At 71.5% G+C, this 23,118-nt stretch carries 21 protein-coding genes; 10 read left to right on the top strand and 11 right to left on the bottom strand.

Annotated features, from left to right (window positions below; translation table 11 throughout):
* The first annotated feature begins 101 nt into the window (after positions 1 to 101).
* The 3 genes from AC2W7E_RS10860 to AC2W7E_RS10850 are packed head-to-tail and all read left to right on the top strand — an operon-like array spanning position 102 to position 1,810.
* Positions 102 to 578 (top strand): carboxymuconolactone decarboxylase family protein, encoded by a 477-nt coding sequence (locus AC2W7E_RS10860; RefSeq protein WP_126893898.1) that lies wholly within the window; start codon positions 102 to 104, stop codon positions 576 to 578.
* Entirely contained in the window at positions 575 to 1,306 is a 732-nt protein-coding gene (locus AC2W7E_RS10855) for a tyrosine-protein phosphatase (RefSeq protein WP_126893899.1), read from the top strand. Before AC2W7E_RS10860 ends, AC2W7E_RS10855 begins: the two co-directional genes overlap by 4 nt.
* Before the next feature lie 33 nt (positions 1,307 to 1,339).
* Positions 1,340 to 1,810: an SIP domain-containing protein gene (locus AC2W7E_RS10850; RefSeq protein ID WP_025103089.1), complete on the top strand. Its 471-nt coding sequence runs from the start codon at positions 1,340 to 1,342 to the stop codon at positions 1,808 to 1,810.
* A gap of 1 nt (position 1,811) precedes the next feature.
* On the opposite strand, the gene AC2W7E_RS10845 is transcribed toward AC2W7E_RS10850, so the two are convergent.
* The 4 genes from AC2W7E_RS10845 to AC2W7E_RS10830 all read right to left on the bottom strand — a co-directional run bounded on the left by AC2W7E_RS10845 (position 1,812) and on the right by AC2W7E_RS10830 (position 5,951).
* Positions 1,812 to 2,255, bottom strand: coding sequence for a Fe-S oxidoreductase (locus tag AC2W7E_RS10845; protein ID WP_126893900.1), 444 nt, complete (start codon positions 2,253 to 2,255; stop codon positions 1,812 to 1,814).
* A complete protein-coding gene (locus tag AC2W7E_RS10840; protein WP_485989082.1) occupies positions 2,252 to 3,055 on the bottom strand; it encodes an arginase family protein in 804 nt (267 codons plus the stop codon). The genes AC2W7E_RS10845 and AC2W7E_RS10840 overlap by 4 nt, the downstream gene beginning before the upstream one ends.
* A 62-nt stretch (positions 3,056 to 3,117) precedes the next feature.
* Positions 3,118 to 3,861: a PspA/IM30 family protein gene (locus AC2W7E_RS10835; protein WP_025103092.1), complete on the bottom strand. Its 744-nt coding sequence runs from the start codon at positions 3,859 to 3,861 to the stop codon at positions 3,118 to 3,120.
* A gap of 59 nt (positions 3,862 to 3,920) precedes the next feature.
* Entirely contained in the window at positions 3,921 to 5,951 is a 2,031-nt protein-coding gene (locus AC2W7E_RS10830; RefSeq protein WP_485989081.1) for a TPM domain-containing protein, read from the bottom strand.
* A gap of 122 nt (positions 5,952 to 6,073) precedes the next feature.
* Between AC2W7E_RS10830 and AC2W7E_RS10825 the strand changes: the two genes are divergently transcribed.
* The 4 genes from AC2W7E_RS10825 to AC2W7E_RS10810 are packed head-to-tail and all read left to right on the top strand — an operon-like array spanning position 6,074 to position 9,644.
* Positions 6,074 to 6,913 carry a DUF3097 domain-containing protein gene (locus tag AC2W7E_RS10825; RefSeq protein ID WP_126893903.1) on the top strand — a complete coding sequence of 280 codons (840 nt, stop codon included), beginning with the start codon at positions 6,074 to 6,076 and terminating at the stop codon, positions 6,911 to 6,913.
* Positions 6,914 to 6,954: 41 nt separating this feature from the next.
* Positions 6,955 to 7,680, top strand: coding sequence for a tRNA (guanosine(46)-N7)-methyltransferase TrmB (gene trmB, locus AC2W7E_RS10820; RefSeq protein WP_025103096.1), 726 nt, complete (start codon positions 6,955 to 6,957; stop codon positions 7,678 to 7,680).
* Entirely contained in the window at positions 7,677 to 8,528 is an 852-nt protein-coding gene (locus AC2W7E_RS10815; RefSeq protein ID WP_485989080.1) for a CPBP family intramembrane glutamic endopeptidase, read from the top strand. The genes trmB and AC2W7E_RS10815 overlap by 4 nt, the downstream gene beginning before the upstream one ends.
* A 39-nt stretch (positions 8,529 to 8,567) precedes the next feature.
* On the top strand, positions 8,568 to 9,644 hold the full coding sequence (locus tag AC2W7E_RS10810; RefSeq protein WP_485989079.1) for a DNA polymerase IV: 1,077 nt from the start codon (positions 8,568 to 8,570) through the stop codon (positions 9,642 to 9,644).
* A 1-nt stretch (position 9,645) separates the two neighbouring features.
* Here AC2W7E_RS10810 and AC2W7E_RS10805 read toward each other — a convergent pair whose 3' ends face one another.
* The 3 genes from AC2W7E_RS10805 to AC2W7E_RS10795 are packed head-to-tail and all read right to left on the bottom strand — an operon-like array spanning position 9,646 to position 11,350.
* On the bottom strand, positions 9,646 to 10,047 hold the full coding sequence (locus AC2W7E_RS10805; RefSeq protein WP_485989078.1) for a RidA family protein: 402 nt from the start codon (positions 10,045 to 10,047) through the stop codon (positions 9,646 to 9,648).
* 43 nt (positions 10,048 to 10,090) lie between these two features.
* On the bottom strand, positions 10,091 to 10,924 hold the full coding sequence (locus AC2W7E_RS10800; RefSeq protein WP_485989077.1) for a mechanosensitive ion channel family protein: 834 nt from the start codon (positions 10,922 to 10,924) through the stop codon (positions 10,091 to 10,093).
* Positions 10,925 to 10,963: 39 nt separating this feature from the next.
* Positions 10,964 to 11,350, bottom strand: a complete 387-nt coding sequence (locus tag AC2W7E_RS10795; protein WP_025103101.1) for an SHOCT domain-containing protein — start codon at positions 11,348 to 11,350, stop codon at positions 10,964 to 10,966.
* Between the two features lie 183 nt (positions 11,351 to 11,533).
* On the opposite strand from AC2W7E_RS10795, the gene AC2W7E_RS10790 reads away from it, so the two are divergent.
* From AC2W7E_RS10790 to AC2W7E_RS10780, 3 genes are all read left to right on the top strand, one after another.
* A complete protein-coding gene (locus AC2W7E_RS10790) occupies positions 11,534 to 13,204 on the top strand; it encodes a SulP family inorganic anion transporter (protein ID WP_366215942.1) in 1,671 nt (556 codons plus the stop codon).
* A 106-nt stretch (positions 13,205 to 13,310) separates the two neighbouring features.
* The gene (locus tag AC2W7E_RS10785; protein ID WP_315104620.1) at positions 13,311 to 14,291 is read left to right on the top strand and encodes an FUSC family protein; all 981 of its coding nucleotides are present in this window, start codon (positions 13,311 to 13,313) and stop codon (positions 14,289 to 14,291) included.
* 78 nt (positions 14,292 to 14,369) lie between these two features.
* Positions 14,370 to 16,955: a winged helix-turn-helix domain-containing protein gene (locus AC2W7E_RS10780; protein WP_485989076.1), complete on the top strand. Its 2,586-nt coding sequence runs from the start codon at positions 14,370 to 14,372 to the stop codon at positions 16,953 to 16,955.
* A 23-nt stretch (positions 16,956 to 16,978) separates the two neighbouring features.
* Here AC2W7E_RS10780 and AC2W7E_RS10775 read toward each other — a convergent pair whose 3' ends face one another.
* From AC2W7E_RS10775 to AC2W7E_RS10760, 4 genes are all read right to left on the bottom strand, one after another.
* The gene (locus AC2W7E_RS10775; RefSeq protein WP_085607231.1) at positions 16,979 to 19,321 is read right to left on the bottom strand and encodes an arylsulfatase; all 2,343 of its coding nucleotides are present in this window, start codon (positions 19,319 to 19,321) and stop codon (positions 16,979 to 16,981) included.
* A 122-nt stretch (positions 19,322 to 19,443) separates the two neighbouring features.
* Positions 19,444 to 20,115, bottom strand: coding sequence for a GAP family protein (locus tag AC2W7E_RS10770; RefSeq protein WP_315104613.1), 672 nt, complete (start codon positions 20,113 to 20,115; stop codon positions 19,444 to 19,446).
* The gene (locus AC2W7E_RS10765) at positions 20,116 to 21,795 is read right to left on the bottom strand and encodes a SulP family inorganic anion transporter (RefSeq protein ID WP_485989075.1); all 1,680 of its coding nucleotides are present in this window, start codon (positions 21,793 to 21,795) and stop codon (positions 20,116 to 20,118) included. It abuts the gene before it with no gap.
* 120 nt (positions 21,796 to 21,915) lie between these two features.
* Entirely contained in the window at positions 21,916 to 23,046 is a 1,131-nt protein-coding gene (locus tag AC2W7E_RS10760) for an AI-2E family transporter (RefSeq protein WP_025103108.1), read from the bottom strand.
* Positions 23,047 to 23,118 lie beyond the last annotated feature (72 nt).

The following is a 23,118-nucleotide window of genomic DNA, read 5'->3' as shown; positions in this document are numbered from 1 at the left end:
GGCGATATGCAGCAGGATCGCGCCCAAAGGTTGGCAGTGTGCATTTCGGTGAGGCCGGTCCCACACCGTCTCCCGCGCCCGGCGCCGAATATCATGGAGGTATGACCGAACAGCGCGTGCACCTGTCCAAGACGGAGCCTGCGGCCTATCAGGCCCTCGACGCCTTCTCGAAGACGGTCGGCACGATCTGCGCCGAGAACGGGATCAACGACCGCCTGAAGGAGATCGTCATGATCCACTGCTCGCAGCTGAACGGCTGCAGCTACTGCACGCGGGTGCACGTGGACCGGGCGGTCGCCGCCGGGCTGGACGTCGACACGATCAGCCAGATCGCCGTGTGGCGGGAGAGCGGTGTGTTCAGCGATCGGGAGCGTGCCGCGCTCGAACTGGCGGAAGCCTTCACCTTCATCGCGGAGGACGGCATCTCGGACGAGGTCTACGACCTGGTCGGGAGTGTGTTCACCGAGAAGGAGTACGCCGCGTTGAGCTGGGCGTGCGTGTCGATCAACGCCTTCAACCGCATCGTCATCGCCGGGCGCTACCCGGTGCCCCCGCGCGGCCCCCAGGCGGGCGCGTGACGATCCTGGACGTCGAGGGCGTCACGAACGTCCGCGACGTCGGCGGGATCCCCGCGGAGGGTGGACGCATCCGCCCCGGCGTCCTGCTGCGTTCCGGCCAGCTCTCCACGGCGACCACGAACGGCGCGGCGCTCCTGCGGGCGACGGTGCGTCACATCGTCGACCTCCGCGACGGGGAGGAGGTCGCCGCGGAACCGAGCGAGATCGAGGGCCCGGAGACGACTCACCTGCCGCTGTTCCTCGGGTCCGTGCGCTCCTTCTTCGAATCCGATACGAGTCTCGACGACCTGTACCTGCATCTCCTGGAGGAGAGCGGGGAGCGCCTGGTCGCCGCTATCCGGGTGATCGCCGCGGGCGAGCCGACCCTGGTGCACTGCACGGTGGGCAAGGACCGCACGGGCGTGACGGTCGCGCTGGCGCTCTCGGCGGTCGGCGCCGATCGTGATGCCGTCATCGCCGACTACGCCCTCACCGAGTCGCAGCTGCCCGCCGAACGGTCGCGGCGCATCGCCGCCTATCTGCGGAGCCAGCACCCTGAGGCGCTGCACGCGGTGGATCTGGCCACCCGCTCGCCCGCCGAGGTGATGCGTCGCCTGCTGGCCCAGGTCGACGAGCGGTGGGGGTCGGCCGCCGGCTACCTGCGCGCGAACGGCATGACAGAAGAAGAGCTCACCGCGCTGCGCGAGGCCCTCGTCGAGCCCGTGACGGAAGAAGGCGTCGAAGGTTAGGCAAGCCTTCGCTTGGTGTACGATGGGATCACCATGGACACCACGCTCGACACCCGAGGCACGCGTGCGGCTCGCCGCGCGGCGCGCCGTCGCGCACACCACCTGGTGACCGCCGACGAGCACTCGCTGCTCGATCTCGAGGCGTTCCTCGCGACCCTCCCGCTGTGCGCGTCCGGTCGCATCTTCATCGAGGTTCCCGACGTCTCCGACATCGGCGTCATCCACGCGCCCGGTCGCATGACAGTCACCTGGCTCGCCCGCTCCGCTCGCTCCGGAGCCCCGGGAAGCGGTCGCGGCTGCGCGCCAGGGCAGGCCCTGGCCCGAGCCACCTGCGCATGGGCCGACGAGATGCTCGTCGACGACGAGGTCGAGACGCACGTCACGCTGCTCGGGGGCTACCTCGGCACGGCCGACATCGTCGAGCACCTCACCGACCGCCTCGGCGTGGCCGTGAACCGGATCCGCGTGCCGGAGCGCTTCGGACTGCTCCCCGTCGAGGGCTGAGTCAGCGGGGGCGGCGCACGTAGTTGCCGTCTTCCAGCCCCGCTTCGATCTCGAAGCGGTTCCGCAGCGGGTCGCGTCCTGCGAACAGATAGAGCACCGGCATCAGGAAGCCGTAGCGCAGCCACTGCTGCTTGTGCACGGCCTCGTGGCGCAGCACCGCGTCCGTGGGCCGCGCGTCGCCGGTGAGGAAGCACCCGCCCACGCAGACGCCGCCGCGGTGGAAGGTCCATCGGGGCATACCCCGGAACACCCAGAGACCGCCGCGCCGTTCGATCGGGCCGGTGCTCCACAGAGCGCCCCAGATCCAGCCGACGGCCGTGCCCCAGAGGTAGCCCAGGCGGCTGATCGGGGAGCGCAGCAGGAAGGAGGGGATGCGGCGGTCCGACCGTCGTCCGCGGGCGAGGCGTCTCGCCGCGACGGCCTCCCACCCCGGCGCCGGGCTCACGCGACGGCTCCGACGAGGCGCAGGATCGCTCCGAGGTCGTCGACGGCGTCGGCCGGAGTGCGGGGGGCGAAGCCCGCGATGGTCGCCCCGGCGAGGGGGACGCGGCTCCGGAGCTCCCGGATCGCCGTGCTCAGGGACGCGGGGGTCACGCCGAAGGGCACGGCGGCGGAGACTCCGGTGAACGACGCCGGGTCGAGGACGTCGACGTCGATGTGCACCCACACCCGCTGCGCTCCCGTCGCCTGCACGGCGTCGGCGAGCGCGCCGGGGGCGTCCAGATCGGCCACCCCGAGATTCCGGAGGCGGTCCCATTCGCCGGTCTCGGCCTCGTCGAGGTTCCGGACACCCACGGTGACGACACGATCCCGGGGGATGCCGGGGGACAGGGCGAGCTGCGGTTCTCCCTCACCGAGGACGGCACGCAGCGCCATGCCGGAGAAGGCCCCGGACGGCGAGGTGTCCGGCGTGTGCAGATCGCCGTGCGCATCGCACCAGACCACGGCGAGGTCGTCGGTCCCGCCGGGGAGCGTGTCGAGGGCGGCGACGGTGATGCTGCAGTCGCCGCCGATCAGCACGGTTCCGGCTTCGAGATGTCCGGCGACGAGCTCCCGCGTACGTGCGAGGGCGCTGAGCCGCCGGACGCCCGTGCCCAGCGCCTCGCCGGCCTCGACCGGAACGTCGAGGACGGTCGTCGCCGCACGCGGCAGATCGCCGGCGATCGCCGACGCGCCGTCGACGAGGAGCATCGCGCGCGCGGCGGGCGAACCCTGCCACTGCGGCACGACCAGGAAACGCACCATGGGAGACCTCCCGGAGACGGAACCGCGGATGCCCGGGCGTGCGCCGGGCATCCGCGTCGGTGTCAGTTGCCTTCGAGCGCCTGGCGCGGCGCGGTGCCGCCGGCCTTCAGCTCGGCGAGGCGCGCCTCGACCTCGGTCAGCTCGCCGAGATCCTCGAGGCTCTCGAACTGGGCGTCGAGGCTCGACGCGGCCAGCTCCGCCTTGCCCTGGGCGAGAGCCTCCTGGCGGCGGACCTTGTCCTCGAACCGGCCGAGCTCGCTGGTGGGGTCGAGCACGTTGATGGAGCTGACCGCGTCCTGCACCTTGGTCTGCGCCTCGGCGACCTTGGCGCGGGCGAGGAGCTCGCTGCGCTTGTTCTTCAGCTCGTTGAGCTTGTCCTTCATGCCGTTCAGGCCGCTCTTGAGCTTGTCGACGATCTCCGTCTGGGCCGCGATCTGCGGTTCGGCGCTCGTCGCCTCCCGCTCGGCGCTGATCTGGCGCTGCAGGGCGATCTTCGCGAGGTTGTCGAACTTGTCGGCGTCGGCGGTGTTGCCCGCGCCGCGCATCTCGTCGGCCTTGCGGCTGGCGGCGAGGGCCTTGTTGCCCCACTCGTTGGCCGCCTGCACGTCTTCCTCGTGGTCGCGCTCCAGCAGCCGCAGGTTGCCGATGGTCTCCGCGATGGCGGACTCGGCGTCGGCGATGCTGTTGGTGTAGTCGCGGACGAGCTGGTCGAGCATCTTCTGCGGGTCCTCCGCAGAGTCCAGGAGGGCGTTGATGTTCGCGCGGACGAGGGTGGAGATCCGTCCGAAGATGGACTGCTTGGTCATGCGTGGTTCCTTTCAGAGGGGCGTCTTCGAGAGCTTGGCGTATGTGTCTGTGCGGGGGATCAGAAGCGTCGACCTCCGGAGCGTCCGCGTCCGCCGCCGCGGGATCCGCCTCCGCCGAAGCCGGAGCTGCGGAAGCCGCCCGAGGAGCGCCAGCCGCTGCTGCGCCGGGACGAGCCGCCGCCCCCGCCGCCGGCGAGCAGTCCGCCGATGATCCCGCCGAGGATGTCCCCGCCGATGCCGGAGCCGCCGGAACGGGACCCGGAGCCGCCGAAGACTCCGCCCCAGCCGTCGTCCGGATAGCCGCCGGGGGTGTATGCGCGGAGATCGGCCTCCGCGGCGGACGTGGCCTGGCGCGCGAGGTCGAGGGCGCGCTGGGCCTCGGCCAGGGCGTTCTCGACATTCGACGTGCGCAGGGTGAGGGCCTGGGTCAACGCGGTGTCGGCGGTCGCCAGGCGCGTGCGGGCGGTGGAGCCCACGGTGCCGCGGCGCGTCTCGATGAACTCCCGGGCGGCGCGGATCTCGGAGGCCGCCTGGGCGAGGGTCTGCTCCAGGAGCTGCTGGGCCCGTCGGGCGCGCTCCATGGCTTCGTGTCCCTGCGCGATCGCGCCGTCGATCTGGGCGTTCGCCGCCGTGAGGGCGTCGAGGGCCCGCCGCGGGTTGCGTGGCGTGGCGACGAGGTCGGCCTGCGCCGTCTGCAGCTGTGCGGTCACCGCGTGGGACGCACTCGCCAGGGCGCCGGTCGGGTCGGGCAGTTGTGCCGCCGCAGCCACATCGCCCTGGAGCTCGGTGACGAGCGCCTGCGCCTGCGCCTCGATCCCGGTCAGCTCGGTGCCGAGCGCGGTGATCGCCCGGACAAGCTGCGCCGCCTGCGCCACCGCCTGCTCGGCCGTGCGGATCGCGAACGCCGCTTCACCGGTGCGCCCGTTCGCGAGGGCCTGGGCCGCGGCGTCGATCGCCCGATCGGCCAAGGCTGCGCGCTCCTGGGCCTGCGCCGGGTTGTCCGTCACGGTGCTCAGGGCGGCCTTGTCGTAGGTCGCGACGAGAGCGGCGAGGGAGGGAGCAGCCGAGGCGAGGAGCGGCGTCAGATCGGCGCGCTCTCGTCGTACCCGCTCCAGCTCCTGCGGTGCGTTCTGCTCGAGCCGGCGCAGCTCGTCGAAGGCCTCGGTGTTGTCGTCGAGGATCTCGTCGATCTCGTCGGCCAGCCGGATGATGCGGATGTGCCACGCACGGCGGTCGTGGACGGAATCCTCGATCTCGTCGTCGAGCTTCTGCCGCAGATCGAACGCCTCGGCGATCTTCGCCTTCGCCTCGTCGATGGCGCGGGAGAACTCCGCGGTCGCGCCCTCGCCGTACTGCGCCACGGCGAATCCCAGCTCCTCCCGGCTGGAGGTGATGGCGTCGTCCGCGCGCACGAGCGCGACGCCGGCCTGTTGCTCGACCTGGGCATCGGTGAGCGTGGAGAACGGATCGGCGGGATCCGGGGTCTCCGGCATGGCGCCTCGCTCGCGGATGGCTGCGGTGCGGCGTGCGCGTCGGACCAGAGCGACGACGAGCCAGATGAGCAGGGCGGCCGCGACCACCCCGACGACGATCAGCGTGACGCGGAGCGCCCCGGCGCCCCCGTCCCCCTGGATCTCGTCGGCAGCCAACGTGATCGCGCCGACCCAGTCGCCGTCGCCGGCGAGGGGGGCGATCGCGTCTTCGATGGCGGCGAGCTGCCCGTCGCTCAACGGCCCGGAGGAGTCCGCGGAGATGTAGAGGCTGCGGCCGTCCACGGCGATCGCGAGCAGGTACTGATCGGGGCCGAGCCGGTTGTCGTTCGCGACCTGATCGGCCCATTCGACGCTGTCGTTCGGGTCGGTGAAGTCGTCGACGAGGACGACGAAGAGATCGGCGGAGGAGTTGTCGGTGAGCTCCTGCAGGCGGGACTCGACCTGTTCTTCCTCGGCGGGGGAGAGGACATCAGCCTGGTCGGTGACGTACCCGGAGTCGAGCGTGAGCGGATCGGTCGCGGACGCCGCCGAGGCGGACAGCGCACCCGTCGCGACCGCGAGGGCCAGAGCACCCAGCGTCAGCCACCGTTTCGTCATCGTGTTCCCTCCGACCGGCAGCCGAGCCCCATGTGTCGAGTCTATGCACTGGGTCCGACACGCGACAGCACTCGCGCGCGTCTCGGCGTTCGCCCTCAGCGGAGACACATACGCTGGAAGGCATGGACGACAGGTACGGATCCGACGTGCTGGCAGCAGGCTGGCGTGAGCGCGGCGTGAAGCCGGTGCCGCAGGTGCCCGCCGAGGTCGACCTCGTGGTCGAGGTCGCGGCGGACGGATTCTGCGGCGCCGTGACGAAGGTGCAGGGCGGTGCCGTGGAGCTCGAGGACCGCGTCGGGCGACGGCGGCTGTTCCCCCTCGGCGGCGGCTTCCTCATCGACGGGGCTCCGGTGCGCCTCACGGTGCCTGCGGCATCCGCGCAAGGACCGCGCCGCACCGCCTCCGGATCCTTCGCAGTGGCGGATCAGCGGGCGCGGACGGCGCTGCCCAGCCGGATCCTCGTCGAAGGACGGCACGACGCCGAGCTCGTCGAGAAGGTGTGGGGGGCCGACCTGCGCGTCGAGGGCGTCGTCGTCGAGTACCTGCAGGGCGTGGACCTGCTGGACGACCTCCTCGCGGCGGAGCCGCCGAGTGCGCGCCGGCGGTACGGCGTCCTCGTCGACCATCTCGTGCCCGGGTCGAAGGAGTCCCGCATCGCCGAGGCGGTGGCCCGCGGACCGCACGGCCGGCACGTCCGCATCGTCGGCCACCCGTTCGTCGACGTCTGGCAGTGCGTGACCCCGCGGGCCCTCGGCATCGCGGCGTGGCCCGAGATCCCGCGCGGCGTCGACTGGAAGACGGGCATCTGCCGTGCCTTCGGCTGGCCGCACGAGACGCAGGCCGACACGGCCAGGGCCTGGCAGCACATCCTGTCGAAGGTGACGACCTACCGCGACCTCGAGCCCGCGCTCCTCGGCCGGGTGGAAGAGCTGATCGACTTCGTCACCGAGCCCGCGGGCTGACCGCGTCCGGCGGTGGCGGCCCCGGCGGCTACCCTGGATCCATGCCCGAACCGCGTACCTTCCGCGACGAGCCGGTGTCCTTCGTGCGTCGGAGCGGCCGGATGTCCGAGGCGCAGGAGCGCGCCTTCAGCGACCTCGCCCCGCGCTATCTGCTGGATGTGCCGCGCGCCGTGGCATGGACCTCCGTGCACCCTGAGGCGCGGTTCGACGTCGCCGCCGAGTACGGCCGGGAGGCGGACCTCTTCGTCGAGATCGGCTCCGGCCAGGGGCATGCCATCGTCGCCGCCGCGTCGAGCCGGCCGCACGACGACTTCCTCGCCGTCGAGGTCTTCCGCGCGGGCCTCGCCCGGACCATGCTCGACGCCGACCGTGCGGGCGCACAGAACCTCCGCGTCGTGGAGGCCAACGCGCCGGAGGTGCTCTCCTCGTACCTGCCGGAGGCCGCGGCGGCCGAGGTGTGGATCTTCTTCCCCGATCCCTGGCACAAGAAGCGCCACACGAAACGTCGTCTGGTGCGGCCCGGATTCGGTGACACGGCGGCCAGGGCGCTGCGCGACGGCGGCCTCCTGCGGCTCGCGACCGACTGGGAGGACTATGCGCTCCAGATGCGCGAGGTGCTCGACGCCGAGCCCCTGTTCGAGCGGGCCTTTGAGGGCGACTGGGCCGAGCGGTTCGACGGTCGGGTCATGACCGCGTTCGAGCGGAAGGGTCTCGCGAAGGGGCGCGACATCCGCGACCTCGTGTACCGCCGACGGGATCGTGCATGACGCAGGCCCCTCCGAGCGCGCCCGTGGGGGTGCGCCTCGTCCCAGCGGCGCTGGTGTGTGCGGCCGCCCCGGCCTTCTTCGTCGCAGCGCTGCCCTGGCTCGGCTGGGTGCTGCTGGCGCTGGGCGTCGGCGCCGCCCTGCTCGTGGAGCGCCGCGGCGAGCCGCTCACCGGGGCCGACGGGTCCCGGCGGCCGTCGCTCACGCGAGACCTCTCGCTGATCGCGCTCGGCATGCTCATCGTGAGTGTCATCCCGCTCGCGGCGGAGCTGGACAACCTGGCCATGCTGCGCTTCACGCTCGCGCTCGGCGGCGCGGTGCTGGTGCCGTATCTGGTCTCGCGGTTCGTCTATCGCGACCGGGCGATCCGGTTCCCCTGGCGCACCGGGCAGCGCTGGGGAGTGCTCCACTGGGGCTGGCTCGTCGCGGTGCTGGTGCTCGGCTGGCTGATCCTGCCCTTCTACTTCATCACCAGCGGCGTCTATCAGAACTGGCCCGTGGTGGACACGCCCGATCTCGTCGCGCGGCTGTTCGTCGGCGTCGGCGCCGTCGGCATCTGGGATGAGCTGTTCTTCATCTGCACCGTCTTCGCGCTGCTGCGGCGCCATTTCCCCGATGCGCTCGCGAACGTGCTGCAGGCCGTCGTGTTCGTCTCCTTCCTCTGGGAGCTCGGGTACCGCGAATGGGGCCCGCTGCTGACCATCCCGTTCGCGCTCCTGCAGGGATTCATCTTCCTCCGGACGCACTCGCTGGCCTACGTCGTCACGGTGCACCTCCTCTTCGACGCGGTCGTCTTCGCCGTCCTCGTCCACGCCCACAACCCCGGGCTCCTGCCGATCTTCCTCGTGTGACGGGGTGACTTCCCCGGCGTCAGCGGCCACACTCGATGCATGGCCGAGTGGGTGCTGCACGTCGACATGGATCAGTTCATCGCCGCGGTCGAGGTGCGGCGTCGGCCGGAGCTGGCCGGGCGGCCGATCATCGTCGGGGGCCGCGGTGATCCGACCGAGCGGGCAGTCGTCTCGACGGCGTCGTACGAGGCGCGTGCGTTCGGCATCGGGTCGGGGATGCCACTGAAGATCGCGGCGCGCAAGGCACCGGAGGACGCGGTGTTCCTGCCGGTGGATCACGCGGAGTACGAGCGGGCCTCCGAGGAGGTGATGACGGCGTTGCGGACCCTGCCGGACGTGGTGCTGGAGGTGCTCGGATGGGACGAGTGCTTCCTCGGCGTCGCGACCGACGATCCGGAGAGCGTCGCGCGGGCCGCGCAGCGGGCGGTGGCGGAGGCCACGGGCCTGCGCTGCTCTGTCGGCGTGGGCGACAATAAGGTGCGCGCGAAGATCGCGACGGAGTTCGGCAAGCCGCACGGCGTCTTCCGGCTGACCGCCGACAACTGGTTCGCTGTGATGGGCGACCGGCCCCCCCGCGATCTCTGGGGCGTGGGGCCGAAGGTGCAGAAGCGGCTCGCGGCTCACGGCATCGCCACGGTGCGCGAACTCGCGGCGGCCGACGAGGAGACCCTCGTCGCGGAGTTCGGCCCCAAGATGGGGCGGTGGTATCTCGGCCTGGGCTCCGGGCTGGGGCCGCGGATCGTCGACGACACTCCGTGGGTGGCACGGAGCCACAGCCGGGAGACCACGTATCAGCAGAACCTCACGACACCTGAGGCGGTGCAGGACGCGCTGCGGGAGCTCGCGGGACACGCGTTCGACGACTGCGCCGCCGAGGGGCGCCCGGTCATGCGGGTGCATCTCAAGGTGCGGTACGCCCCGTTCGAGACGAGGACCTTCGGCCGGAAGCTCCCGGCTCCCACGGCGGATCGAGAGGACGTGGTCGCGATGGCGCTCGCGCTCGGTGAGACCCTCGACCCCGCCCGGGAAGTGCGTCTGCTCGGCGTCCGTGCCGAGATGACGATGCCCGACGAACCGGACGGTGTCGAACGCACCCCCGTGCGCGGTCGCATCTGACTCAGTCGCGGATGGTCGCGGCGATCGCGCTCACCTCGATGAGGGCTCCGGGCACGCCCAGGCCCGCCACCCGGGCGGCGGTGACCAGCGGCGGGGCGCCGTCCCTGGCGAGGGTGGCGGCCACGGCGCCGTACGCCGCGCGCAGATCGGCATCCTGATCGATGAGGATGGTCCAGCTCACGACGTCGTCGAGCGTCGCCCCCGCCGACTCCAGCGCGACCCGGGCGTTGTCGAGAGCGCGAAGCGCCTGCGCCCCCACGTCCGGGGAGACGACGGCGCCGGAGGCGTCGACGCCGTTCTGCCCTCCGATGTAGACGGTGGTCGCCCCGGGAGAGATGACGGCGGCATGGCTGAAGGCGGGGCTGCGGACGAGGCCGTCCGGCTGCAGGAAGGTGATGTCCATGCGCAGATCATGCCCGAGGGCACCGACATCGCGCACCCCGTTCTCACACGGCGTCGGACGGCACGAGGGGTGGCGGGGCCGGGACGCTGGTGACCGTGCCGGTCGTGCCGAGAGCGCCGAGGGCGTCGAAGACCGCGACCACGACCGCGGTGCTGACGAGGGCGCCGTGCAGCGGGTGGTGCCAGAACTGCAGGCGGGCGATCAGCCGGTCTCCGCTCACGCCGACCACGAGCGCCCGCACGCCCTCGTGCCGGTGCACGCCCTCCGCCGTCCGCGCGGCGTCGACGAGCGGTGCGAGCACGCCGTCGATCCCGGTCGTCCCGTCCCGTCGCACCCTGACCTCCACCTCGCTGCGCCGGGCTCCGCGGGTGGAGTCGTTGACCACGGGGTCGGAGAGCAGCCGCGCGTTGGGGATGTGCAGGGTGCGCCCGTCGACCGTGTGCAGGATCACCGCGCGGGCGTTGAGCTCGCTCACCGTCCCCGCGATCACGGAGTCCAGCGCCTCCACGACGATCTCGTCTCCGATGCGGACCGTCTGCCGTGCCTGCAGCAGCACGCCGGCCGCGAAGTTGTCGGCGACACCGCGGAGGACGAGGATCGCGACGACGCCGAGGATGACGACGATCGCGAGTAGCGGTTGCACGTTGGCGCCGAGCATCGCGAGCGCGATGCCGAAGCCCAGCAGGAGGATGGCGTAGCCGACGAACTGCGCGATGGCCGTCCCGACGGCGGCGGAGATCCCGGGTGCACGCCGGAGCAGGGCGGTGGTGCCCCGGCGCGCGAACCGCGAGATGATCCAGGTCGCGAGGGCGACGAGCAGGGCGAGCAGCAGCTGCCACCAGTCGATGTCGGTGGGCAGGAGATCCTGCAGGTCCATGCCGCGGGCTCCTCGCGATGGTGCGGTCCGGGCTGCGCCTTACTGCAGCGCCTTCGCCTTGATGAGGGAGTACTCGTCCGGCGTGATGGTTCCGGCGTCCAGGAGCGCCTTCGCCTTCGCGATCTCCTCGCTCGGACTGCTGCCGGCGACCTGCTGGATGTAGGCGTTCGCCGCCTCCTGCGCCCGACGCGCCTCGGCGCTGCTGCGTTCGGCCATGCCGTTGCCGCGGGCGATGAGGTAGACGAGGGCGGTGAGGAACGGCACGAAGATCAGGAAGAAGATCCACACGGCCTTCCACCAGCCGCTCAGCTTGTGATCGCGGAACAGGTCTCCGATGATCGCGAACAGAGCGAAGAGGTATGCGGTGAAGGCGAAGATCCACAGGAACCACCAGATGATGTCCCAGAACGATGCCCAAAATCCCATGACTGCTCCTTTCTCGGTGCCGCCGTCTCCGGGGGCACGCTCGGACCATACCGGCGGGCGCGGTCGCTGCGCACCGCTTCCGTCGGGAGTTCACCCGGGTGACTCACGGCCCGTCCGGAGTCCCCGGCGGGCCGCTGCGGGAGCGTCGGCAGTACGCTTCCCTCGACGGCGGAAGGAGCCCCCATGAGCGCAGCGCGCAGACCGTCCTGGCTGCTGAGCACGCTGGACGGGTACCAGCGCCGCTGGATCGTGCGCGACGTGCTCGCCGGCCTCTCCGCGGGCGCCGTCGTGGTGCCGCAGGCCATGGCGTATGCGACGATCGCCGATCTCCCGGTGCAGGTCGGCCTCTACACCTGCATCGTGCCGATGCTCGTCTACGCCCTTCTGGGCGGCAGCCGGGCGATGAGCGTCTCGACGACGTCGACCATCGCCACCCTCACGGCGACCACGCTGGTCTCGGCGGGGGTCGCCGCGGGCGCGGACGACGCCATCGGGGCGCTCATGATGCTCACCCTCCTGGTGGGGGTGGTGCTGCTGCTCGCCCGGGCGTGCCGCCTGGGCTCGCTCGTCGAGAACATCAGCGGGGCCACTGTTCTCGGGTTGAAGATCGGGGTCGGGGCGACGGTCGCCGTGGGGCAGCTCCCGAAGCTCCTGGGGGAGTCCTTCGACTTCTCCGGCCACGGCTTCCTCCGCTCTCTGGTCGCCGTGGGGGAGGCGCTCGGCAGCGTCAACATCCCCACGCTGCTCCTCTCGATCGGCTCCATCGCCACCCTTCTGCTCCTCAAGCGCTTCGCCCCTCGGGTGCCGGGCACCCTCGTCGTCGTCGCGGCCGGCATGCTGCTCGTCGGGGTCGGCGGGATCGATGATCTCGGGGTCGACCTCATCGCCCCGGTGACCGGCGGTCTGCCGGTTCCCGGGATCCCGGACCTGTCCGCGGCCGCGGCTCTCGTGCCGGGAGCGCTCGCCATCGCCGTCATGGCGTTCCTCGAGTCCGCCGCCGTCGCGCGCAGCCTCCGTCAGGCGACGGAGCCGCAGATCGACAGCGACCAGGAGCTCTTCGCCACCGGCGCGGCGAACACGGTCGGCGCGTTCTTCTCGGCCATGCCCGCGGCGGGGGGATTCTCGCAGAGCGCCGTGAACCAGGGGGCCGGAGCCCGCTCCCAGCTGGCGACGCTGACCACGGTCGCGCTCGCCGTGGCGGTCGCGCTCTTCCTCGCCCCGGTGCTCAGCCTGCTGCCCGAGGCCACGCTCGCGGCGATGGTCTTCACGGCGGTGGCCGGACTCGTCAACATCCCGGAACTCGTGCGGTGGGCGCACATCAGCCGGATCGACTTCTGGGTCGCGACGGCCGTGGCGGCGATCGGGCTCACCGCGGGACTCCTCCCCGCTGTCGCCGTCGGGGTGGTGGTGACCCTCGTGCTCGTCCTCCGGGAGCTCAACATCCCTCGGATCCGGGTGGTGGGGAGGAGGGGGAGCGCCCTCGGGGTGGAGCCGGAGCGGGGCCTGTACACGGCGAACGCGCTCGCCAACCAGCGGCTCATCGTCCAGACCGTCTCGGCTCAGGCCGAGCCGGTCCGGACGCTCGTCCTCGGGCTGCCGCAGCAGGTGGTGATGTCCATCACCGTGCTCGACACCCTCGAGGCGCTCGACCGGGAGCTGTCCCAACTCGGCGTGCTGCTCCACCTCGCGGCGGTGCCGGAGGCGGCGGCGGCCGTCGCGGCGCGGACGCCGTGGTACTCCGGGCTGGTGGAAGCCGGCCGGGTGCACCCCACCGTCGACATCGGGCTCCGGGCCGCTGCGGATCGGGAGGGGAGCGGAGGCGTTCACCCGGGTGAAGTGGCCGACGAGCGGTGACGTGCGGTCATCGCCTGCCTAGGCTGACGGCACGGAGGATCCGAGGGGCGACCGAGAACGGGGAGCGCATGCCCGACCGCAGCCGGAGCCGGAGAGCGAGACGGTGATGGCGGCGCGCGGGGGACTGACCTGGCGGTGGTCGCGGTTCGGTCTCGGCCTCCTGTACGCCGTGCCCTCGATGGCGGTCGCCCCGTTCGACCCTGCCGTCGCTCTGGCCCTCAGCATCGGCGTCCTTCCCGCGGCCGCCATGGGACTGCCGGCGCGGCGGCGGGCCCGGTCGGCGATCCCGGTGCTCGGGACGCTGGTCGCGCTGGGGCTCCTGCTCGGCGCGACCCTCGCGCTCGCACCGGTCCTCGCCGTGCCCGCCCTCGCGGTGCTGGCGGTGCTGGCCAGCATGCTCGCCGCCCGCGAGCGTGCCGGCCCGCTCGCGCTGACCCTGGTCCTGCCCATGGTCGGGCTCGGTCTGAGCTTTCCTCTCTCGGCGACGACCATCCTCCTGGCGGGCGCGATCGTCGCGGGTTCGGTGTACGCGTGGCTCATCGCCCTGCTGTGGCCGGAGCACGGGGCGGGCGCGCGGGTCCCGGCCGCCATGCCCAAGGGACGAGCTCTGCTGGTCTACGGCGTCCTGCTGGCTGCGGCCGCGGGGACGGCCGCCGCGATCGGCTTCGCGACCGGGGTCGAGCACGTGGGCTGGGCGACCGGCGCCGTGCTGCTCGTGATGCGTCCGGTGCGCGGGCAGCTCGTTCTGCGCAGCGTCGGTCGGGCGGCATCGGTGCTCATCGGGGCCCTGGCCGCCGCCGGTTTCGCTTTGCTCTCTCCGAGCGGCGTGGTGGTCGCGCTCGCGATCGGTGTCGTGGTGGGCGGCCTCGGCGCGGTCCAGGAGAGTCGGTGGTACGTCGCGCCGGCCTTCACGACCTTCCTCGTGCTCTCCCTGCTGCTGTCGACGTCGGACGAATCGCCGACGTCACGGTTCCTGGAGCGGACCCTTGAGACGCTGCTCGGTGTGGCTCTCGCCCTGTTCTTCGGCGCCCTCGTGCCGGCGCTTCTCGCGATGCGGCGGCCGTCGCGGGCGGACGTCTCCGAGTGAGCCCCTCTTGCGGGACCGCTCCCACCTTGCAATAGACTGCCCGCGAGGGGGAGCAAGATCGAAATCGGGGGGTTTCGAGTGCTGCACAGTGCAAGAACGGCGGGAACGAGCGAGAGCCCGGGACCCGCGGCGGTGAAGGGCGAGGTCCGTCGAGAGCGCCTGCTCTCGCGGTTGACGGCCGCGATGGACGGGCCGTGGACGCTCACGCTCGTGAGCGCGCCGGCGGGATCCGGCAAGACGAGGCTGCTGTCGCAGTGGGCGCAGGGTCTGCGTGCCGATCCCGGCATCGACCTCGTGTGGGTGTCCCTGGAACGCGGCGAGGCGGACCTGCCGCTCCTGCGTGCCGCCCTCGAGAGGATCGACGATCCCGGACTCCAGGACGCGCTCGCGGCCGTGCCCGCCGTGCGCTCCGCGACGACGGCGCGTGCGTTCGCCAGGGCCCTCCGAGAGGCGAGGAACCGGATCGTCCTCATCGTCGACGACGTGCACCGCGTCGAGGACGAGCACACCGCGCAACTGATCTCGACGTTCGTGCAGAGCGCTCCCGGTACGGTCCACGTCGTGCTCTCCGGGCGCGGGACGCGGGCGATCCCGCTGGCACGACGCCGCATCGCCGGCGTGGCGCTCGAACTCGACGCCCGTGCGCTCGCCTTCACCCCGGCCGAGGTCCGCGCCTTCTTCGGCGCGCGAGGTCTCCGGCTCTCTCAGGGCGAGGTCAGCACCGTGCTCGCCCGTACCGAGGGGTGGGCGACCGGGCTGCAGCTCATGATGCTCGACGCCGCCGGGGCGCAGACCGTCCTCGGGCCCACGCTGCGCGGGGACGCCCCCGAGGTGGCGGACTACTTCGTCGAGGAGGTGCTCGCCGACCTCGACGGTGAACTGCGCTCCTTCCTCGAGGCGACCGCGGTCGTGGACCGCTTCACCCCCGAGCTCGCCGCCGTGCTCTCCGGGGCCGATTCCGTGACCGCCATGATCGACCGGCTGCTCCGCCTCAACGTGCTCGTGGGCCCGGACGCCGAGGATCCGTCCCGCTACCACTATCCGCTGCTGCTGCGGGAGTTCCTCCTCGGCCGGCTGCGGGAAGGCGGTGCCGGCCGTGAGGAGCGGCTCCACCGGCGGGCCGCCGACTGGTTCGCGCAGCAGGGGCAGCCCCTCCGCGCGCTGCAGCACGCCGTCCGTGGCGGGGAGACGGCCTGCACGGCCGGCGTCCTGCGGCGCTGCGGGATGCAGCTCGTGCTGGACGGCCGGGCGGACACGGTGCGGCGGATGATGGCGGAGCTGCCGACCGCCCTGCGCGCCGTGCCCACCGTCCGGATGCTCGTCGCCGCGGCGGAGCTGTCCTGCGGAGATCCGTCGGCCGCCGTGATCGTGCCGCCCGTGGGCGCGGGGGAGTCCGACGCCGACCGGCGCTGGCGCCGCGGGATCGAGATGCACACCGCGCTGCGGCGGGGCGGGATCGCCGAGACCCTCGACGGCGCCGGAGCCGAACTCCGCGATCTCAGCGGAGAGGAGCAGCTCGACACCTATGCCCTCCTGGAGACCGCGACGGCGGAGCTCTATGTGGGACGACTCGATCAGGCGGAGGCGACAGCGCGCCGTGCCGGTGACCTCGCCCGAGCGATCGGTGCCCGCGCGGCGGAGCTGCAGGCGGAGGCGGTCCTCGCCACCAGCGTGCTGTTCCGCGGCCGGCTCCGTGACGCGATCGAGGCGGGAGCCGCCCTGGAGCGCCGCTGGCACGAGTTCGGCGAGCCGGACAGCCCGTTCTTTGAGGTGACCAGGGTGTGGCGTTTCTGGGGCCCCTACGAGGGCATGCAGATCCTGGAGGAGGCCGAGACCCTGGAGTCCTCGGCGCAGGTGATCGCCGCGGGCGGAGAGACCGCGATCGCGCGGGGCCTGGAGGGGATGCGCGCGCTGCTCGGCGCGGAGCAGGGCGGCGATCCCCACGACGCGGCCGTGCGGCTCCTCGACACCCTGACTCCCCGTGACGATCTGCCGCTTCCGCCGCACTGGTACGCCATGATGGGGCCCTTCGCGGTGCACGCCTTCGACCGATTGGGGGAGCCGACGCTCCGCGACCGGCTCATCGCCGACATCGAGGATGCGCTGGGGGACACGGGAGACGTGCTTCTGCTCCGGGCCATCGCCGCCGTGCACGACCGCCGTGACGGCATCGCCCGTGGCGCGCTGGCGCCGGTGCTGGAGGGCGCCATCCCGTGTCTGCTCCCGGCGTCGATGATCGACGCGTGGCTGGTCGAGGCCGAGCTCGACGTGCACGACGGGGAGCCGGACCGGGCGCAGCTCGCGCTCGCCACCGCGCTCGCCCTCGCGGAGCCGGAGGACCACGTGCGCCGCGTCGCCGAGGCCGGCCCGATCGTGTCGCGGCTGCTCGCGGCACGGGCGACGGCGGGCGCGCGCACGCACTTCGCCGATCGGGTGCGCGAGCGGCTGTCCGCCGCCGGAGTCCTCGTCGAGGAGGAGCTGACGCAGCGGGAGCGCATCGTGCTGAGCGCGCTGAGCCGGAATGCGACGCTGCGGCAGATCGCACAGCAGGAGTACATCTCGCCGAACACGGTGAAGACGCACGTGCGGAACATCTACCGCAAGCTCGGCGTCTCGGATCGGGACGGCGTGACGGCGGCCGCCCAGGCCCTCGGACTGCTCTGAGGGCCCGGGCGGCCGCGGGGCCGTCAGTCGCGGGCCATTGCTGCCGCCAGGTGCGCCTCCAGGTCGATGTAGGCGTCGTCGGCGACGTCGAAAACGACCTGCGTTATGTGGCCGCCGCGGAAGTCGAACCCGTAGCCGTACAGGGACGACACGGGGTCGGCGCTGTCCCGCCCGATCGTCAGGCCTTCGCCGCAGAGCGAGAAGTGGCCGAGAGTGGTGTGGAGCTCCATTTCGCCTACGACGGCGTCATTGATGTGAAGTCGGAGGGGGCCCACGGCCTCCAGCGAGTCTCCAGTGTGCGTTTTCGTGAACTCGATCCCGACGATGTGGGAACCGGGTGCCGGAATCGGTGCAGATACGTGATTCTCAGGAGGGATGCCGAGGTAGTTGTAGACGTAGTGCACTTCGCCGTCCTTGACGAAGAGTGTGTGTCCGCCGAAGCGGGAGCCGTGCGCGAAGATGACGCCCTCGGTGTCTGGCGTGAACTCGACCTCCGCGGCGATCTTGAAGGAGACGCCGTGGGTGTTCGCCGCCGATCGCTCGGGCACCTCACTGGTGCCCGGGTAGTAGACGAATCGACCGGACGGCGGTACGGGTTGGTGGAACTCCATGTTGAGGAAGGTCTGCAGGTCTTCGGGGTTGCCGATGATCTGGAGGTCGTTCAGTGGGAGCACCGCGTTCGCCTTCGCCTCCTCCATCCAGAGGGCCTTGAGCTCCTCCAGCTTGTCGGGATGCTCGGCGGCGAGGTTGACGGCCTCGGCGCGATCGACGTCCGTGTGATAGAGCTCCCACTCGTCGTCGAGAAAGTGGCCGCCCCCGCTCATCGGGCCATGCACGGCCACGGCCTTCCACCCGTTGTGCCAGATGCCGCGCTGTCCAAGCATCTCGTAGTACTGCGTCTCCTTCGCTGTCGGCGCGTCTGGGGCGGCGTCGAACGAGTAGGCCATCGAGACGCCGGAGAGCGGCGTCTGCTCGATGCCGTTGTAGACCTCCGGGAACTCGACGCCGCAGGCTTCGAGGATCGTCGGCACGATGTCGGTGGAGTGGTGGTACTGATGACGCACCTCGCCGCGGGCCTTGATGCCGGCGGGCCAGTGGATCACCAGCGGATCGCACACGCCGCCCTGGTAGGTGTAGCGCTTGAACATCTTGTAGGGCGTGGAGAAGGCCGCGGCCCATCCGGTCGGGTAGTGGTTGTAGGTGTCAGGGGACCCCAGCGCATCCCTCATCGTGATGTTCTGCGTGATGTCGTCAGGTACCCCGTTGAAGAACTTGCCCTCGTTGACGGAGCCGTTGGGGCTGCCCTCGCCGGACGCGCCGTTGTCGGCGCAGTAGATGATGAGGGTGTTGTCGAGCTGCCCGGACTCCTCCAGGTAGTCCACGATGCGGCCGACCTGGGCGTCGGTGTACTCGCTGAAGCCGGCGTAGACCTCCGCCATGCGCGAGAAAAGTGCCTTCTCCTCGTCGTTCAGGGTGTCCCAGGGACGCACCTCGTCGACAGGTGTGAAGGTGCCCTCCGGCATCGGGTTGAGCGCGGTGAGCTCGGTGCCCTCCGGGACGATGCCCTTCTCGATCATCCGGGCGAGGACCCACTCGCGGTAGGCCTCGTAGCCGTCGTCGAACACGCCCTTGTACTTGTCGATGTACTCCTGCGGCGCGTGGTGCGGGGCATGGTTCGCGCCGGGGCAGAACCACATGTACCAGGGCTTGTCCGGCTCGGTCTGCTTGACGTCGCGGATCATCGACAGCGCGCGATCGGCGAGGTCCTTCGAGAGGTGGTAGCCGTCCTCGGGGAGGTAGGGCTGGTCGATGTAGTGGTTGTCCTCGGCGAGGGACGGATACCAGTTGTTCGTCTCGCCGCCGATGAAGCCGTAGAAGCGGTCGTACCCCTGCGCCAGCGGCCAGTGCTTCTTGGACGCGCCGGCCGTCCACTCGTCGATCGGGACGTTGTGGTTCTTGCCCACCCAGAACGTCGACCAGCCGGCGTCGCGGAGGACGTGGGCCATCGTGGTGTTCGAGTCGGGGATGTGGGAGTTGTAGCCGGGGAAGCCGGTCGACGACTCCGAGATCGTCGCGAAGCCGTTGAGGTGGTGGTTGCGTCCGGTGAGGAACGTCGAGCGGGTGGGGGAGCACAGCGCCGTCGTGTGCCACTGCGAGTACGTCAGACCGTTCTGCGCCAGGCGATCCATGGTCGGCATGTTGATGCGTCCGCCGTACGGGGACCAGGCCGCCATGCCGGTGTCGTCATAGAGGACGACCAGCACGTTGGGTGCTCCCTCGCGGGGCTTCGCCGGGAGGAACGCCTCCCAGTCGGCCTCCGAATCGCGGACGTCGAGTTCGATTCTGCCCTGGAAGTCACGGGCCATGTCCATCTCCTTCATCTCTGCCGAACCGCCTTTCCCCGCACAGTACTGCCGGGTCAGGGCCGGGGTCACGGGTCCCGTGATGCGTTCATCCGGGTGATCTCCGTGGCGCGGCGGCGGCGCGCTCAGAAGCTGCCGATGCCCTTGCCGATCAGGGACACGCCGATCACGAGCAGCAGCACGGCCATGATGACCGCGTTCTCGGCGGCGAGCCATCCGCGCAGGGCGTCGAGCGGGGCGCGCAGCCGTGCGGCGGCGACGAGGTAGCCGACGACGGGCACGAGCACGGTCGACGCCCCGATCAGGGTGAAGACGGCGATCACGAGGATCGTGGACCCCCCGTCGAGCGCCGCGCCCCCGATGTCAACGCCGGCTCCGGCGGCCAGGAGCAGGTTCTTCGGATTCACCGCCGACAGCAGGAACCCCAGTCCGAGCGCCGTGCCGAACGACATCGTGTCGATCGCCTTCATCCACGACGGCAGGGCCGCGGGGTGCCCCGCCTTCGGGCGCTTGCGCCACTGACCGACCGCCAGCACCAGCAGCAGGAGTCCGAGGACGAGCTGGATGACGCCGCGGATCGGGCGGGAGGCATCCGGATCCTCCTCGGGGAGCACCGCAGACAGCAGGGTGAAGAGGCCGACCGCCACGACGATGCCCGCGATCCAGCCGAGCAGGAATCCGACGCTCGTGACCCGTGCCTTCGGGGACAGGAGCATGAGGATCGCGGCGATGATCGGCACGGGGCTGATCGCGACGCCCACGGCGAGGGGGAGGATCTCCCCGATGACGGCACCCATTCAGCTGCCCTTCCTGTTCGGAGCCGGCGAAGCGGCATCGGTCGGCGCGAGCTCGGTGATGGCGGCGCGGTTGGTCGCGTAGACCGGTTCCCGGTCGAGGATCCCCAGCGAGCGGAGGCGGCGGAGCGTGTTCGGCCGGACGCGGCTGAAGGCGAGGGAGATCGACTGCGCGTCGAGCCACTCCCGCAGCGCCTGGAAGGCCTCGGCGCCCGTGACGTCGACGTCCGTCACCGCCTCCATGTCGACGACGACGTGCTGGACGGCGGACGGGCCTGCGGCGCGGACCGCCTCCTTCACGGCGGCCGAGAACACGGCGCCGTTGGCGAAGAACAGGGGTGCCGCGAGCCGGACGACGATGACTCCCGGCGCGGTCGTCGTGCCGGCGGGAGCGTCCTCCAAGAGGGATTCGCCGGGGTCGCCGGAGGTCTCCAGCACGTCGATCGCCGGGTGCGAGGCGCGTTGCGCGAGGTTGACGAGGGCGAGCACGAACGCCACGAGGATTCCCGCGATCGAGCCGACGAACAGGGTCACGAGGAAGCAGACCGCACCGATGACGAACTCGAACCGGTCGAGGCGCCAGAGGCGGATGAAGTCGCGGATGCCGAGGAGCGGGATGATCGCGACGCCGACGATGGCGCCGATCGCCGGGGAGGGGATGTCGGCGAGCAGCGCGGTGCCGAAGAGCAGCAGCAGGAGCGTCCCGACGGCGAGCACGAGCGCCGGGAGCTGGGTGCGCGAGCCGGCCTGGTCCATCGCCGCGGTGCGCGACGTCGAGGATCCGACGGCGAAGCTGCCCTGCGCGCCGGCGGCGACGTTCGCGACGCCGAAGGCGAGCAGGTCGCGGTTGGCGTGGAACGGGTAGCGATGCTTCTCGGCGTAGGAGCGCGACACGAGCAGGCCCTCCGCGGTGGTGACGAGGGTCAGGGCGATCGCGGACGGGACGAGAGCGAGCCACAGCGACCAGTCGATGATCGGCCAGGTGAGCGCGGGAGGGCCGGCGGGGACCTCGCCGAGCACATCCACACCCCGTCCGTCGAGGCCGGTGAGGACGACCGTGATGGTCGTGGCGACGAGCACGATCAGCGCCCAGGGAACGGCGCGGAGATAGCGCTGTCCGAGGAGCAGCACGGCGACGGAGACGGCGGCGAGGAGCACGGACCAGCCGTTGAGCGAGGGGAGGCCGGTCACCAACGCGACGACCTTGTCCACGAACTCGGCTCCGGAGTCGATCTTCACCCCGAGCATCTTCGCGATCTGGCTGATCATGATGTCCAGGGCCAGCCCGCCGACGAAGCCGACGAGGATCGGCTTCGACAGGAAGTTCGCCAGGAATCCGAGCTTGAAGACGGCGAGCAGCACGAACATCCCGCCGCAGAGGATCGCCTGGGCGAGGGCCAGGGTGGCGTAGTCGGCGCTGCCGGCGACGGCCAGACCGCCGATGGAGGAGGCCACGAGGGCCGCGGCGGCGGCATCGGGGGAGGCGACCAGCTGGCGCGACGACACCACGAGCGCGTAGACGACGGTCGGGACGATCAGCGCGTACAGCCCGGCGGTCGCGGGGAGCCCGGCGATCTGCGCGTAGCCGATGTTGAGCGGGATGGCGATCGCCAGGAGGGTGACCCCCGCGGTGAGCTCGGTCACGAGGGTGCGTCGGGTCAGGCCCGCGAGCGGACGCGGCATGCGCTCTCCCTTCGTCGCCGGTGGTGTCCGGCTTCACGATGGCATCGTCGGACGGCGACGACCAGAGCGGCGGGCAACCTCGCCCTGGTGATTTCGCGGTGCGGTGCCGGCGGAGCAGCGTCAGCGTCGGCGGAACCGGCGCCGGGTCGGCGCCGCGGACGGCTCCGGCGTGGGCTCGGGGACGGCCGTGCGGTCGCCGGTGACCCAGCGCGCCCAGGTCGCCCCCGGGTCGCCCTCCAGCACGACGGCGCGCACGAGCAGGGTCAGCGGGATCGACAGGATGGCGCCGAGCGGACCGATCACGAAGGTCCAGAAGATGACGGAGAAGAAGCTCAGGGTCAGGCTCAGGTCGACGGCGTCGCTGACGAACTTGGGCTGGACGAGGACCTGGAGCACGACGTTGACCACGCAGTACACGGCGATGACACCGAGCAGCAGCGGCCAGCCGCCCACGACGAAGGCCAGGATCGCCGGCGGGATGAGCCCCAGCGCGAACCCGATGTTCGGGATGAAGTTCGTCACGAACGCGAGGATCGCCCAGACCACCGGGGCGGGGACGCCCATCCACCACAGGGCGAGGCCGTCGACGATCGCCACGACGGCGCCGAAGGCGGCGTTCACGACGTAGTAACGACGGACCCCCGTCTGCAGCCGAGCGATGCGCTGCAGGGCGGGGCCGTGCGTGGCGCCGAAGAGCGCCGGAGCCGTGCGATAGCGGGCAGCGTCCGCGGCGAGGAAGATGATGTAGGCGCAGACGAAGAACAGCGCTGTCGCCACCCCGAGCACCGCGCCGCCCAGGCTCCCGGCCAGGCCGAGGAGGGTCTCGGGGTCGAGGATCGAGGCCGCGGCGTCCGCCGCCTCCTGGTCCAGCCCGAGGGACTGCAGCCAGGCGACGATCTGATCGGCGGCGCGCACCAGGCCGTCCTGCGATGCGAGGTCGCCGACGAGCCGGGCGAACTGGGTGCCGGCGAGCCACAGCAGCGCCGCCATCGCCAGCAGGATCACGTAGGCGAGCACGATCACGGCGGTCGTCCCGATCCAGGCGGGCCGGCCGGGGCGCTGGAAGGGACGACGGACGGGTTCGCAGATCACCACGATGACGATCGCGAGGGCCAGCGGGCCGAACACCTCGCGCGCCAGCGAGATCCCGGCGAGGACGATCGCGCTCGCCGCCAGGATCAGCAGGGTGCGCAGAGCAGGGGCGGGCGCGTGGTCCGCTGCGGAGCGCGGAGGAGTGGGGAGCGAGGTCACGCGGCCAGCGTAGCCCGCCGCACTTTCATCCGGGTGATTGCGCCTCCGCCCCCTGGAAGGGCGCGCGGACGC

This window comes from Microbacterium sp. CFSPD4_SD4 (assembly GCF_057364585.1).
The sequence above is the reverse complement of the archived record's forward strand: the minus strand, read 5'-3'. Positions and strand labels throughout refer to the sequence as shown.